The sequence below is a fragment of the Bradyrhizobium sp. SZCCHNGR1005 genome (assembly GCF_032489995.1).
Taxonomy (GTDB): Bacteria; Pseudomonadota; Alphaproteobacteria; order Rhizobiales; family Xanthobacteraceae; genus Bradyrhizobium.
In genome coordinates, this window is sequence record NZ_JAUEZC010000001.1 from 77628 (window position 1) to 91649 (window position 14022).

Sequence of the window (14022 nt, forward strand, 5' to 3'; positions counted from 1 at the left end):
ACGCCAATAGCTTCCGTCATTGCGAGTAGGCTCTTCGTCATTGCGAGGAGCGAAGAACCGTAGGGTGGGCAAAGCGAAGCGTGCCCACCTTGCGCTTTAACGCTCGCAGCCGGTGGGCACGGCGCTCCGCGCCTTTGCCCACCCTACAAATCTTCGTCGCCTGCGGCTCCTCGCAAATGACGATGGAGAGTGCCTACAGCCCCAGATACGCCTTGCGGACATCGGCATTCACAGCGATCTCGCTGGCCTTGCCGTTCATCAGGACGCGGCCGGTCTGCAGGATGTAGGCGCGGTCGGCGATCTCCAGGCACTCGGCCATGCGCTGCTCGACGATGAGCACGGTCATGCCGGCGTCGCGGATGCGCTTGACCGACTGGAAGATCTCGTCCACCAGCTTCGGCATGATGCCCTGGGACGGCTCGTCCAGCATCAACAGCCGCGGCCGCGTCATCAGCGCCCGACCGATCGCAAGCATCTGCTGCTCGCCGCCCGAGAGCGTCTCGGCGCGCTGCTCCAGCCGCTCCGACAGCCGCGGGAACAGCTTGAACACGAACTCAAGCGGCTCCTCGCGGTTGCTCTCGCTCCGATAGAGATAGCTGCCGAGCCGCAAATTGTCGCGCACCGACAGGCGCGGAAACAGCCGCCGGTTCTCCGGCACGTAGGCGATGCCGCGCGCGGTAATCAGATGCTGCGCAAGGCCGTCGATCCGGCTGCCATCGAAAGTGATGCTACCAGCGCGCGGCCGCTCGGCGCCGGCGATGGATTTCAACAGCGTCGACTTGCCCGCGCCATTGGCGCCGGCGACGCAGACGATCTCGCCCTTCTCGACATCGATCGAGACATTCGAGATCGCGACCAGGCCCTGATAGGCCGTGGTGACGTCACGCACCGACAGCATGGCGGTCCCCAAGATAGGCAGTGATGACTTTCGGATCGCGGACCACGTCGGTGGGCTTGCCTTCGAGCAGCACCTTGCCGAGATCCAGCACGATGGCGCGATCGACCAGCGGCATCACGATCTCCATGACGTGTTCGACCATCAGCACGGTGACGCCGGTGTCGCGCACCCGGCGCACCAGCTCGACACCTTTCTGCGACTCGACCGGCGTAAGACCGGTGAGCACCTCGTCCAGCAGCAACAGCTTCGGCTCGGTCGCCAGCGCACGCGCCACCTCCAGACGTCGCTTCTCCGACGGCACGAGATCGCTCGCCAGCACATCAGCCCGGGCGTCGAGCCCGCAGAACGCCAGCACCTCATGCGCCTTGCGGCGCGCTTCGCGCATCACGGTGGTGCGCACCAAGGCGCCGACGATGACGTTCTCGATCACCGTCATGCTCTCGAAACTCTTAACCACCTGGAAGGTGCGGCCAATGCCGCGCTGGCACCTTTCCGCAGCAGGCAGCGCCGTGACATCCTCGCCGTCGAAGACGATGGTGCCTTCGGTCGGGCGGAACGCGCCAGCGATCAGGTTGAACAGCGTCGACTTGCCGGCGCCGTTCGGACCGATCAGGCCGACGATTTCGCCCCGCTGCACCGAGATCGAGACATTGCTGTTGGCGGTCAATCCCGAAAAGCGCTGGGTGATGTTGCGGGTCTCCAGCAGGATCGTCATGACGTCACCGCCTCTCGGACGGCCCCGGCGGCCGGCTTTGGCTTGCGCGTGAACAGGCTGACCAGGCCTTGCGGCCGCGCCAAGGAGATCACGACGATCAGCGCACCATAGACGATGAGGTCGACGCCGCGTCCGGAGCCGCCGATATAGGAGCGAGTCAACTCGGTCAGCGGAATCAGGATCACGGCGCCCAGCGCCGGGCCCCACAGCGTGCCGATACCGCCGAGCACCGCGGGAAGCGCCATGAGCAGCGAGAACTGGAAGCCCATCACGCTTTCAGGATCGATGTAGGACACGAACAAGGCGTAGAAGCTGCCGCCGATCGCCACCAGGAACGCCGAGACGGCCGCCGCGCCCACCTTGGAATCGAACACGACCACGCCGAGGCTCTCGGCGGCGTCCGGATTGTCCTTCACCGCGCGCCACCAATAGCCCCATTTGGAATCCTCCAGCCACCAGGTCACGAACCAGGCGACGCAGGCCAGCGCCAGCGCAAAATAGAAGTAAGGCAGCTTTGAGCGGGCGAACTGGAACGTCAGCCAGCTGTCGCGCTTCATCGGAAGCGTGATGCCGAGCGCGGCCCCTGCCCAGTCCCAATTCTGGATCAGGAGCAGCGCGATCTCGGCAATGACGATAGTGGCGATGACGAAGTAGTGCCCGCGCAGCCGGAAGCAGGGATAGCCGAGCGCCATCGCGACCCCCGAGGAAATGGCCCCGCCCGCGAGCATGCCGAACCAGGGCAGCACGCCGAACTTGGTATAAAGGAGCGCCGTCGTGTAGGCGCCGAGCCCGAAATAGAGCGCATGTCCCAGCGAGATCTGGCCGCAATAGCCGGACAGGATGTTCCAGCTCTGCGATAGAGCCGCGTACAGCAGGGTCAAGACCATGATGTTCTGATAATAGACATCCTTGACGAACAGCGGCACCAGCGCAGCAAGCCCTGCGAGGCAGGCAGCGATGATCAGGTCGCGGCGGCGGCGTTGAGCGAAAGCCTTGTCCATCAGATCGACCCGAACAGGCCGCGCGGCCGGATGAAGACGACAAACAGGTAGACGGCATAGATGCCGACCGTTTTCAGCGAAGCCGGCAAGATCAGCGTTGTGACCGCCTCGACCAGGCCGACGATGATGCCGCCGGCGAAAGCGCCGAACACGCTGCCGAAGCCGCCGAGCGCCACGGTGACATAGGCGATGGTCGCAAACGATGCGCCGACATCCGGGAAGACGTAGAAGAAGATCGCCATCACCGCGCCGGCGAGCCCGACCAGCGCAGCACCAAGGCCCCAACCCAGCGCAAACACCTTGTTCTTGTCGATGCCGACCAGCGCCACCGCGCCCGCATCCTCGCGGGTCGCTTCCAGCGCCCGGCCGAAATCGGTGCGATGGATGAAGAAATAGAGCCCGGCAAAGGCCGCGATCGCGATCAGCGCCCCGACCAGCTGCGGCTCGGGCAGATAGATGCCGGCGATCGAGATCGTCTTACCGCCAAGCCAGGAATGGGTGATGCTGCGATAGTCGGGCGTGAAGAAATACTGCGCCAGCCCGCGCATCAGCACGGCGAGACCGAAGGTGGAAAAGATCTGCACCATGCCGGTATTGGCCTTGGCTCTGACCGCAAATCTCACGACCAGCAAGTAAACCACTGCCCCGAAGATGAAGAGCGCGGCGGCGACCAGCGGCGCCGCCAACAGGGGATCGAGCGCGAAGAAGGCGAACAGGAAGAAGGTCGCATACATCGCGATCATCAGGAATTCGCCATGGGCGAAATTCACCACGTCCATCAGCCCGAAGATGAGGGCAAGCCCCACGGCGATCAGGCCGTAGAGCAGACCCATCAGCAGGCCCGACGCGAGACTTTGAATGATGGTCTCGGCTGTCACAGCAAGTCACTCCATTCCCGTCATTGCGAGCGAAGCGAAGCAATCCAGTTTTCGCAAAATGCTCCGGATTGCTTCGTCGCTGCGCTCCTCGCAATGACGGAGCAAAATGGATGCTCCGTCATCATCCCAACCGTCACCGCCTGTCGCGCCGGACGGCCCTTACTTCATCGGCCAGATGGCCTGAGCCACCGCCGCCTGCTCCGGGAAGATCGTGACGAACTTGCCGCCGACATATTGCAGCAGCACCGGATCGGCGTCGTTGTTCTGGCCGCTCTCGTCGAACTTCACCCGCTTCCACGGCATGATGGTCTGCTCGCCCGGCATGTCGGTCGCGACCAGCGACTCGCGGATCTTCTCGCCATCGGTCGACTTGGCACGGTTGATGGCGTCGGCCATCACGATCAGGCCCATGAACTGGCGCGAGGAGAAATCGTTCAGGTCCTTGCCCGACTTCGCCTTGAACATGTCGTTGATCTTGCCGACCATCGGCCGCTTGGCGGCGAGGTCGAGCGAGAACGAGCCGCGCGAGATGACACCTTCGAGCTTGTCGCCGACGGCATCATAAAGCGCCTTCTCCGAGAAGCCGGCATCCTGTGCCACGATCGCGTTCGGCTTGTAGCCGAGCTCCGCCATGGTCTTGACCAGGAGGATGCCGTCGGTGGTGTAGCTCGACGGCATCAGCACGTCTGCGTTGGCCGCCTTCAGCTGCTGCACTTCGGCCGAGAGCGACGGCGAGTTGGCGCGGTATTTGATGTCGGCCACTACTTTGTAGCCGCGCTCCTTGGCGAGCTTGAGCTGCGAGTTGCCGGAATCTGTGCCGAAGATCGTATCCTCGTGGAACAGCGCCAGCGTCTCGATCTTGGTGCCCTTCTTCTTCATCGCATCGAAGAAGTCGAACATCGCCTGCGAGAACATCTCGTCATGCGGGGCGGCGCGGAAATAATACTTCAGCCCACGACGATGCAGGCTCGGCGAGGAATTGTCGGCCGAGATATAGGGGATCTGGTAGCGCTCGCAGGTCTGGCTCGCGGTGACGGCCACCGCGCTCTGGTAGGAGCCGATGACGGCGCAGACGTTTTCCTGGGTGATCAGGCGCTCGGTCTCGGCGCGACCCTTCTGCGGGTCGGCCTGGTGATCGGCGAAGACGAGCTTAACCTTGGCGCCACCGAGCCCCGGCAGGCCCTCGGTGCGCGCGAGCGGCAGATCGAAATCATACTTGTTGTTGATGATCTCGGCCGCGGTCTCGAAGGCGCGTTGCGCGTCGACGCCGATCTGGGCGCTGGCGCCGGAGAACGGATAGATGATCCCGATCTTCACCTCGGACGTTTGCGCGCGGGCCGCGATCGGCCCGAGCGCAGCGGCGGCAGTAGCTCCCAGCAAGACATTTCGGCGCGTGATGCTCATTGCAAGATTCCCTTATCAAACGGCTGGCATCGATGAAGCGATTAATGCGGTCGGTAAAGCCTCAAGAAGCGGCAGACACTGCCCATTAAAGCACGGCAAGGTCCTTGTTTTTAAGATCGGTGATCAACATCAACCCGGGCGCGTGGGTGATCGCGAACGGCAACCTTGCCGCTGCTATCACCGCCTGGGGCGTGACGCCGCAAGCCCAGAACACCGGAATCTCGTCGGCCGCAACCGGCACCGGATCACCATAATCAGGCTTGTTGATATCGGCGATGCCAATCAGATGCGGATGGCCGAGATGCACCGGCGCGCCGTGGACGGCTGGAAACCGCGTGGTGATCTGCACCGCCCGGATCGCCTGGGCCGGTTTGAACGGGCGCATCGAGACCACCATGGGCCCAGCGAACGGCGCCGAAGGCTGGCAGGCAATGTTGGTGCGGTACATCGGGACGCGCACCTTGCGTTCGATGTGCCGGATCGGCAGCCCGTCCGCCATCAGTGCTTCTTCAAATGAAAAGGAGCAGCCGAGCACGAAGGCGACGAGATCGTCCCGCCAATGCGAGAGAATGTCGGTCGGCTCCTCGACCAGTTCGCCATCGCGCCAGACGCGATACCGCGGCACATCGGTACGAATGTCGAGATCGGTGCCGAGCGAGGGAATGTGCGGATCACCGACGTCCGACATGCCGATGATCGGACACGGCTTGGGATTGAGCTGACAGAAACGATGAAATGCGCCGGCATAACGCTCCGGCAGAATCGCAAGATTGCCCTGCACGAAGCCGTTGGCGACGCCAGCTGTGCTCCAGCCCCTGCCTGCCCGATAGTCGAGCCGCGCCTGATGGCTGGGCAAAATCCCTACTTCATTACCATCCATGCTGCACTGCCGCCGAAACAGTCATTTGAGCCATTTGCCTAATATCTCGACAAACGCACTCAACCCCAGCCGTGCTATAAAGTCTAATCTTCGTTTTTAATCGGAAACGATAAATCTGATTGATCCGACGCGAGTGACAATGCTGGATTTCCGATCGATCGAAACTTTCCTCTGGGTGGTGAAGCTTGGCAGCTTTCGCGGCGCCGCCCAGCGGCTCAACACCACCCAACCTGCCATTTCCCAGCGCATCGCCCAGATGGAGCGCGAGCTCGGGGTGAAGCTGCTCAACCGCGATCACCGCGCGGCCTCCCCAACGCCGAGCGGACGGCAGATGCTGGTGTATGCAGAGAAGCTGATCGGCTTGCGCACCGAGATGCTCGCCGAGGTCGGCGATCGCTCGGCGATGCGCGGGGTGCTGCGGCTCGGCGTCGCCGAAACCATCGTGCATGACTGGCTGCCGCGGCTGATCAAGCACGTCAACGACAGCTACCCGAACCTCTCGCTGGAGATCGAGGTCGACGTCACGCCGAACCTCCATGCCCGGCTGCTGGCGCAGGAGATCGAACTCGCATTCGCCCTCGGCCCGCCATCGGCGCCCGGCATTCGTAACCGCGTGCTGTGTGACTACCCGATCAGCTTCCTGGCAAGCCCCGCGCTCGGTCTCGGCGGTGCGCTGCTGACGATCGCGGAGATCGCGAAGTTTCCCATCATCACCTTCCCACGCAAGACCCAGCCCTACGAGAACGTTCGCTCGCTGTTCAACCGCCCCGACCTGCCGCCGATCCGGCTGCATGCCAGCGCATCGCTGGCGACCGTGATTCACATGGCGATCGAAGGGCTCGGCGTCGCCGTGATCCCGGCCGCGATCGTCGCGCGCGAACTCGCCGATGGCCGCCTGCAGGAGCTGAAAACCGATATGCGGATCTCGCCGCTCACCTTCACCGCAAGCTGGCTCGCCTCGCCCGAGATGATCGCGATCGAGCGCGTCGCCGAGCTTGCAGCCCAGACGGCGCAGATGAGCAGCCAAGCGCCGGCATCGGTTGACGCGGAATTGGTGCCGAGCCATTGAAGGCCTCGATGCCGGGTGAAATGGAAGATGCAATGAGCCGAGCCACCACCAATCTGCAGATCGATTCCGCCCGCCTCTGGGGTACCATTCACGAGACCGCCAAGTTCGGCGCCACGGCAAAAGGCGGCGTACGCCGGCTGACCTTGAGCGAGGAAGACAGGCAGGTGCGCGACTGGTTTCGCAAGGCTTGCGAGGATGCCGGCCTCGAAGTGCATGTCGATGCGCTCGGCTCCATGTTCGGCCTGCGCAAAGGTCGCGACATGTCGAAGCCGCCGGTCGGGATCGGCTCGCACCTCGATACCCAGCCGACGGGCGGCAAGTTCGATGGCATCCTGGGCACGCTGGGCGCGCTCGAAGTGATCCGCACGCTGAATGATGCTGATATCGAGACCGAGGCGCCGATCTGCGTCGTCAACTGGACCAATGAGGAAGGCTCGCGCTTCGCGCCGGCGATGATGGCCTCGGCCGCCTATGTCGGCGATTTCACCGTCGAGGACATCCTGTCGCGCAAGGACGCCGAAGGTGTCACGGTCGGCGAGGCGCTCGACAGAATAGGCTATCGCGGCGAGACCAAGGTCGGCACCCAGAAATTCGGAAGCTTCGTCGAGCTGCATATCGAGCAGGGCCCGATCCTCGAAGCCGAGAACAAGACCATCGGCGTGGTCGATTCCGGCCAGGGCGTATTCTGGTACGACGGCCGGATCACGGGATTCGAAAGCCACGCCGGCTCGACGCCGATGCCGCTGCGCCGCGACGCGCTGTTGACGCTGTCGCAGTTCGCACTGGCGCTCGAGCAGATCGCAATCAGGCTCGGGCCGAATGCGGTCGCCACCATCGGCGAAGCCGTGATCCTGAATCCCTCGCGCAACGTCATTCCCGGCGAGATCGCCTTCACCATCGACTGCCGCAGCAAGGACGCCGACACGCTCGAAGCCCTCGACAAGGGCTTGCGCGCAGCCGCTGCCGAGATCGCGACCAGGCGCAAAGTCGATATCGCCATCGATCTGGTCTGGCGCAAGCCGCCGACGCATTTCGATCCCAAACTGGTCGATGCGGTGGAGCATGCCGCTGCAAGCCTCGGCTATTCGCACCGTCGCATCACCTCCGGCGCCGGGCACGATGCCTGCAACCTCAACACGGTCATGCCCACCGCGATGGTGTTCGTGCCCTGCAAAGACGGCATCAGCCACAATGAGCTGGAAGATGCCACGCAGACGGATTGCGCCGCCGGCGCCAATGTCCTGATGCACACGGTGCTGGCGCTCGCCGGCGTCGCGTCGTGACTTCCGTCGTCTTGCTGAACTAATTGTCTGTCAAGCCGATCGCCGCAGAACGCGCTGCGCTCCCCTCCCCCCTTGCGGGGAGGGGCCGGGGGTGGGGGTCCACAGCGGCAGTCTTCACGGGGTCCCCCCCCCCGGCCCTCCCCCACAAGGGGGGAGGGAGCGTACCTTTGTTGGCGCGAGTGCTCGGGCCCACTCTTGAAGGAGAATATCACGTGCGCGGAGTTTTCATCGACGCCAATGACTCGCTTGCGGAGATTTTCGAACGGCAGCGCAGGCCGGATGACATCGCGGTCAAGGTCAACCTCGATCCCAACATTACCCCCGAGGATTGGCCCGCCGTTCTCGACGGCGCCGAGATCGGCATCGTCGATCACACCGCACTGCCGACCGAGGTCGCAAAGCATTGCAAGGGGCTGAAGCACGTCGTGTTCCTCGGAACAGGCGCGCGCAGCTACATGAACCCCGAAGAGCTGGCAGAGCTCGGCATCATCGTGCACCTGATCAAGGGCTATGGCGACACGGCCGTGGCCGAAGCCGCCATCGCGCTGATGTGGGCGTCCGCGCGCGGGCTGGCGCAGATGGATCGCGAGATGCGCGCCGGCAACTGGCTGCGCGATGACGGCATGCAGCTCACCGGCAAGACGCTCGGCCTGATCGGCTTCGGCGGTATTGCCGCGGAAGTGGCCCGGATCGCATCCGGCAGCGGCATGAAAGTGATCGCCTGGAACCGGACGCCGAAGACGCATCCGGGCGTGACTTTCGTCAACCTCGACGAGCTGCTTGCAAGCAGCCACGTCGTTTCACTGCACCTGCTGCTCAACGACGAGACCCGCGGCTTCCTGTCGCGCGAGCGCATCGCGCAGATGCGCAAGGGCGTGATCCTGGTCAACACCGCGCGCGGCGCCATCGTCGACGAGGCCGCGATGATCGAGGCGCTGAAATCAGGCCACATCCGCCATGCCGGCCTCGACGTCTTCAACATCGAGCCGCTGCCGAAGGATCATGTCCTCACGACGATCCCCAATGTGACGCTGTCAGCGCACTCCGCGTTCCGCACGCCGGAAGCGAGCGAAAACCTGATCCACGCCGCCTGGGAGCATTGCCGGCGGGTGGCGAAGGCATAGACGGTTATTTCTTGTAGGGTGGGCAAAGCGAAGCGTGCCCACCATCCGGCAGCGTTCGTATGTAGTGGTGGGCACGGCGCATGCGCGCCTTTGCCCACCCTACGACAGCACACGAACAGCGGTGATTACTCCACCATATCCGCAACCGCCCTCCCGCACGTCACGGTGTCGGCATTGCCGCCGAGGTCGCGGGTCCGCAAAGTGCGCTCGGCCAGCGTGCGCTCGATCGCGCCGACGATCGCGTTGGCGGCGGTCTTCTCTCCGAGATGCTCCAGCATCATCGCGCCCGACCAGATCATGCCGATCGGGTTGGCGATGCCCTGCCCCGCGATATCGGGCGCCGAGCCGTGCACCGGCTCGAATACGGACGGGAAATTCCGCTCCGGATTGATGTTGCCCGACGGTGCGATGCCGATCGTGCCGGTGCAGGCCGGGCCGAGATCGGAGAGGATATCCCCGAACAGGTTGGAGCCGACCACGACATCAAACCAGTCCGGATGCAGCACGAAATTGGCGGTCAAGATGTCGATGTGATACTTGTCCCACTTCACGCCCGGATAGTTCTTCGCCATCGCCTCGACCCGCTCGTCCCAATAGGGCATCGTGATCGAGATGCCATTCGACTTGGTCGCCGAGGTCAGATGCTTCTTCGGCCGCGACTGCGCAAGCTCGAAGGCGAATTTCAGGATGCGGTCGACGCCGGTGCGGGTCATCACCGTCTGCTGGGTGACGAATTCGCGCTCGGTGCCCGGGAACATTCGGCCGCCGACCGACGAATATTCGCCTTCGGTGTTCTCGCGCACCACCCAGAAGTCGATATCGCCCGGCTTGCGGTTCGCGAGCGGCGACGGCACGCCCGGCATCAAGCGCACGGGCCGCAGATTCACATATTGGTCGAACTCGCGGCGGAATTTGATCAGCGAGCCCCAGAGCGAGACGTGGTCCGGAATCTTCGCCGGCCAGCCGACTGCGCCGAAATAGATCGCGTCGTGCTTGCCGATTTTTTCCTTCCAGTCCTCCGGCATCATCTCGCCGTGCTTCTCGTAATAGTCCCAGGAGGCGAAATTGAAATGATCGAACTGCACGGCAACGCCGTGCTTCTTCGCCGCGGCCTCGATCACGCGCATGCCCTCCGGCATCACCTCCTTGCCGATGCCGTCGCCGGGAATGACTGCGATCCGGTAGGGTTTGTTGGCGCTCATCGATGAGATTCCTTGTTCTTCGGGCCGGTTGGCTCGGCCGCTGTCTGCGGTCCATGCAATGGCTCAAAGCAACGTGAAGCGCAACGCTGCACTGCAATGTTGACCGCACCGGCTCGTCACTTGAAATTCATCGGACCTCTCCGCCCCACCAGCCCCCGAGTCATCCCATGGATCTGCATTTGTCCGGCAAGCGCATCCTCATCACCGGCGCTTCCAAAGGTATCGGCGCCGCCGCGGCCGAGGCTTTCGCCGAGGAAGGCTGCCATCTCCGCCTCGCCGCGCGAAGCGGCGATCAACTGAAAGCGCTTGCCGACCGGCTTCGTGCCCAACACCAGATCGATACCGCAGCCCACGTCGTCGACCTGCGAAAGCGGGAAGATGTCACCAGGCTTGCGCAGGAAGCCGCAGACATCGACATCCTCGTCAACAATGCCGGCGACATTCCCGGCGGTTCGCTCGACAAGATCGACGAGGCGACCTGGCGCCATGCCTGGGACCTCAAGGTGTTCGGCTTCATCAATCTGACCCGGCTCGTCTATGCGCAGATGAAGGCCCGCGGCCACGGCGTGATCGTCAACGATATCGGCGCGGCCGGTGAAAAGTTCGACGCCAACTACATCTGCGGCAGCGCCGGCAATGCAGCGTTGATGGCGTTCACCCGTGCGCTCGGCTCCAAGAGCCTTGCCGACAACATCCGCGTCGTCGGCATCAATCCCGGGCCGGTCGGGACCGACCGCCACGTAACGCTGCTCAAGACCCGCGCCCGCGACCTGTTCGGCGACGAAAGCCGTTACCGGGAATTCCAGAAGAGCCTGCCGCTGGGCCGGCCGGCGCATCCGCGCGAGATCGCCGATCTGATGACGTTTCTCGCCTCCGACCGCTCCGGCTATACGTCTGGCGTGATTTTTACCGTCGACGGCGGCATAGCCGCCGGCTGGGCGTAACTGCCCTGCTCCGCCCCTGCTGCGGACGAGGATGTGGCGCACCGTGACGCCACCCGGGACTGACGAAGCGCACCCGGCGCAGGCCAGACCGATATACTTTTGACATTTTGACAATCCGGTCGCGTGCCGTAGAAGGGCCCCAACAATCGCGTTCCCGGAGACTTGAAATGACAGACCAGGCGCTGCAGCCTGCAAGACAAGAAACGACAACGTTCGTCGATGTAGAGCGCCGGATCCGTGCGATCCTGATCGGCTCAGCCGGCAACCTGGTCGAATGGTACGATTTTTACGCCTACACGGCTTTCGCGCTGTATTTTGCACCAGCCTTCTTTCCGTCGAAGGACCCGGTCGTCGAGCAGCTCAATGCCGCCGTGGTGTTCGCGGCCACCTTCCTGATGCGCCCCTTGGGCGGCTGGCTGTTCGGCTATATCGCCGACCATTTCGGCCGCAGGCTGTCGCTGACGGTCTCGGTGCTCTGCATGTGCTTCGGCTCGCTGATCATCGCGGTGACGCCGACCTATGCGTCGATCGGAATCGCCGCACCGATCATCCTGGCCCTGGCGCGCGTGATCGAAGGCCTGAGCCTCGGCGGCGAATATGGCGCCAGCGCCACCTATCTCAGCGAAGTCGCGGACGCCAAGCACCGCGGCTTCTATTCGAGCTTCCAATATGTGACGCTGATCGGCGGCCAGCTCACGGCGATCATCGTGCTTCTGCTGCTGCAGAAGGTGTTCCTGACACCCGATCAGCTGAAGGACTGGGGCTGGCGCATTCCATTCGCGATCGGCGCGGGGCTCGCGATCTTCGTCGCGGTGATGCGACGGAACCTGCAAGAGACCGAAGCCTTCGTCGAAGCGAAGAAGAAGGTCCGTCCCTCCGGCTCGATCGTCCAGCTGTTCAAATATCCGCGGGAGCTGTTGCTGGTGGTCGGCCTGACGGCCGGCGGCACCGCGGCGTTCTACACCTTCACCACCTACATGCAGACGTTCGTGAAGCTTTCGGTCGGCCTCACCGCAGACCAGACCACGACCGTGATCTTCGGCTCACTGTTGTTCGCGACCATCCTGCAGCCGATCTATGGCGCGATCTCCGATAAGATCGGCCGCAAGCCGCTTCTGATCTTCTTCGGCGTCGCCGGCACGCTTGCGACCATTCCGATCCTGACATTGCTGAAGGAGACGAAGGAGCCGTTCATCGCCTTCCTCCTGATCTGCGGCGCCTGGATCTTCACCGCCGGCTACACCTCGATCAACGCGGTGGTGAAGGCCGAGCTGTTCCCGACCAATGTGCGCGCGCTCGGCGTCGGCGTTCCCTACGCGCTGACGGTCTCGATCTTCGGCGGCACGGCGCCGGCCATCGCGCTCTATTTCAAGAGCATCGGACACGAGACCTGGTTCTATTATTACCTGTCCGGCATCATCTTCCTGTCGCTGATCATCTATGCGACGATGCGCGACACCAAGCATGCTTCTGCCATGCATCGGCACGAATGAGGTGTTGAAATGGCCGACGGGGACGAGGTTCCGCCCGAGAGCAAGCTCACCCGCAGCAAGCAGCGCTGGGCCAGCGAAGGCAAGTTCCTCACCGGCAAGATCGTGCGGCCCGAGGATCAGCGGCTGCCGCCGGGACAGCACCTGACGCGGGACTGGCCCGTGCTTGATCTCGGGCTCACGCCCGGGATCTCGCGCGAACGCTGGCGGCTCGACGTCTACGGCGCGGTCGAGACTCCGCTGTACTGGGACTTTCCAACCTTTCTCGCCCAGCACCAGCGGCAGTTCGTCTCCGACATCCATTGCGTGACCACCTGGTCGCGCTACGACAACCAGTGGGAAGGGCTTTCGACACGCGACCTGCTCGCCGCCTGCCGGCCGCGCGACGCGGCGGATTTCGTCGTGCTGCATTCCTATGACGGCTACACCACAAATCTTTCGCTTGAGGATTTCGCGGCTGCGGACGCGCTGCTCGCGCACAGCTGGTCCGGCGTTCCCTTGACCGGCGAGCATGGCGGTCCCGTCAGGGTCGTCGTGCCGCATCTGTATTTCTGGAAGAGCGCCAAATGGCTGAAGGGGATCGAATTTCTCGACAAGGATGCGCCCGGCTATTGGGAGGTGCGCGGCTATCATAATCGCGGCGATCCCTGGGCCGAGCAGCGCTATTCGGAGTGACAAGGGGCGGCCTCGTCATGAAGAAAAGCGCCGGAGATAGAGCATGGAATTTACCTCAGAGACGGGCGAGATCCCGAAAGGCTATGGCTATCTCCTCAAGCCCTCCGTCATCGTCGAGGCACTCACGAAGGCAAACATCGGAATTCACGTCCATCTCGTTCGTAGCCACGGCAGGCGGCTGTTTGATGCACGATACTGGCCGCCAAACGGCCACGTGCCTTTTGAACGTCTCCACATCAAAGTGGGCACCGCGATGGAGCGGGACTTGCCCGAACTTCGTCGGCGAGCGAAGGACGAAGCCCTTCCAGCACTCGTCCGATGGATCTCCGATATCGTCGCCCAAGACCTGCGGTCAGTGATCCGGAACGGCGAACAGGAAATTCAACTTTTGCCGCCTCGAGACTGACCATTGCTGTGTCGCGAGTGAAACTGCTGAGGTCGTCCGCGCCCTCGGCTTGA

Annotated in this window: 13 protein-coding genes and 1 pseudogene; 7 read left to right on the top strand and 7 right to left on the bottom strand. The window is 63.3% G+C overall.

Going from position 1 to position 14022, the window contains the following annotated elements; all coding sequences use genetic code 11:
• Positions 1 to 193 precede the first annotated feature (193 nt).
• The 6 genes and pseudogenes from QXZ85_RS00320 to QXZ85_RS00345 all read right to left on the bottom strand — a co-directional run bounded on the left by QXZ85_RS00320 (position 194) and on the right by QXZ85_RS00345 (position 5801).
• Positions 194 to 898 carry an ABC transporter ATP-binding protein gene (locus tag QXZ85_RS00320; protein ID WP_315751103.1) on the bottom strand — a complete coding sequence of 235 codons (705 nt, stop codon included), beginning with the start codon at positions 896 to 898 and terminating at the stop codon, positions 194 to 196.
• Complete coding sequence (locus QXZ85_RS00325; RefSeq protein WP_315729748.1) at positions 882 to 1613, bottom strand: ABC transporter ATP-binding protein; 732 nt, start codon at positions 1611 to 1613, stop codon at positions 882 to 884. Before QXZ85_RS00325 ends, QXZ85_RS00320 begins: the two co-directional genes overlap by 17 nt.
• A complete protein-coding gene (locus tag QXZ85_RS00330; protein WP_316173684.1) occupies positions 1610 to 2614 on the bottom strand; it encodes a branched-chain amino acid ABC transporter permease in 1005 nt (334 codons plus the stop codon). The genes QXZ85_RS00325 and QXZ85_RS00330 overlap by 4 nt, the downstream gene beginning before the upstream one ends.
• Entirely contained in the window at positions 2614 to 3492 is an 879-nt protein-coding gene (locus tag QXZ85_RS00335; protein WP_315706272.1) for a branched-chain amino acid ABC transporter permease, read from the bottom strand. Before QXZ85_RS00335 ends, QXZ85_RS00330 begins: the two co-directional genes overlap by 1 nt.
• A gap of 159 nt (positions 3493 to 3651) precedes the next feature.
• Positions 3652 to 4896, bottom strand: a complete 1245-nt coding sequence (locus QXZ85_RS00340) for an ABC transporter substrate-binding protein (RefSeq protein ID WP_316173682.1) — start codon at positions 4894 to 4896, stop codon at positions 3652 to 3654.
• An 85-nt stretch (positions 4897 to 4981) separates the two neighbouring features.
• Positions 4982 to 5801, bottom strand: a pseudogene (locus QXZ85_RS00345) (putative hydro-lyase).
• A 114-nt stretch (positions 5802 to 5915) separates the two neighbouring features.
• On the opposite strand from QXZ85_RS00345, the gene QXZ85_RS00350 reads away from it, so the two are divergent.
• The 3 genes from QXZ85_RS00350 to QXZ85_RS00360 all read left to right on the top strand — a co-directional run bounded on the left by QXZ85_RS00350 (position 5916) and on the right by QXZ85_RS00360 (position 9252).
• Positions 5916 to 6845 (top strand): LysR family transcriptional regulator, encoded by a 930-nt coding sequence (locus QXZ85_RS00350; RefSeq protein WP_315706275.1) that lies wholly within the window; start codon positions 5916 to 5918, stop codon positions 6843 to 6845.
• A 32-nt stretch (positions 6846 to 6877) separates the two neighbouring features.
• A complete protein-coding gene (locus tag QXZ85_RS00355; RefSeq protein ID WP_315729752.1) occupies positions 6878 to 8128 on the top strand; it encodes a Zn-dependent hydrolase in 1251 nt (416 codons plus the stop codon).
• 212 nt (positions 8129 to 8340) lie between these two features.
• Positions 8341 to 9252: an NAD(P)-dependent oxidoreductase gene (locus QXZ85_RS00360; protein ID WP_316173680.1), complete on the top strand. Its 912-nt coding sequence runs from the start codon at positions 8341 to 8343 to the stop codon at positions 9250 to 9252.
• A gap of 125 nt (positions 9253 to 9377) precedes the next feature.
• Here QXZ85_RS00360 and QXZ85_RS00365 read toward each other — a convergent pair whose 3' ends face one another.
• Positions 9378 to 10454 (bottom strand): tartrate dehydrogenase, encoded by a 1077-nt coding sequence (locus QXZ85_RS00365; protein WP_315706278.1) that lies wholly within the window; start codon positions 10452 to 10454, stop codon positions 9378 to 9380.
• Positions 10455 to 10621: 167 nt separating this feature from the next.
• Between QXZ85_RS00365 and QXZ85_RS00370 the strand changes: the two genes are divergently transcribed.
• The 4 genes from QXZ85_RS00370 (at position 10622) to QXZ85_RS00385 (ending at position 13969) form a co-directional block, all read left to right on the top strand.
• Entirely contained in the window at positions 10622 to 11398 is a 777-nt protein-coding gene (locus QXZ85_RS00370; RefSeq protein ID WP_316173679.1) for an SDR family oxidoreductase, read from the top strand.
• A gap of 167 nt (positions 11399 to 11565) precedes the next feature.
• The gene (locus QXZ85_RS00375; RefSeq protein ID WP_316173678.1) at positions 11566 to 12891 is read left to right on the top strand and encodes an MFS transporter; all 1326 of its coding nucleotides are present in this window, start codon (positions 11566 to 11568) and stop codon (positions 12889 to 12891) included.
• 9 nt (positions 12892 to 12900) lie between these two features.
• Complete coding sequence (locus QXZ85_RS00380; RefSeq protein WP_315741538.1) at positions 12901 to 13563, top strand: sulfite oxidase-like oxidoreductase; 663 nt, start codon at positions 12901 to 12903, stop codon at positions 13561 to 13563.
• Between the two features lie 43 nt (positions 13564 to 13606).
• Positions 13607 to 13969: a hypothetical protein gene (locus tag QXZ85_RS00385; RefSeq protein WP_315741539.1), complete on the top strand. Its 363-nt coding sequence runs from the start codon at positions 13607 to 13609 to the stop codon at positions 13967 to 13969.
• The last annotated feature ends 53 nt before the right edge of the window (positions 13970 to 14022 follow it).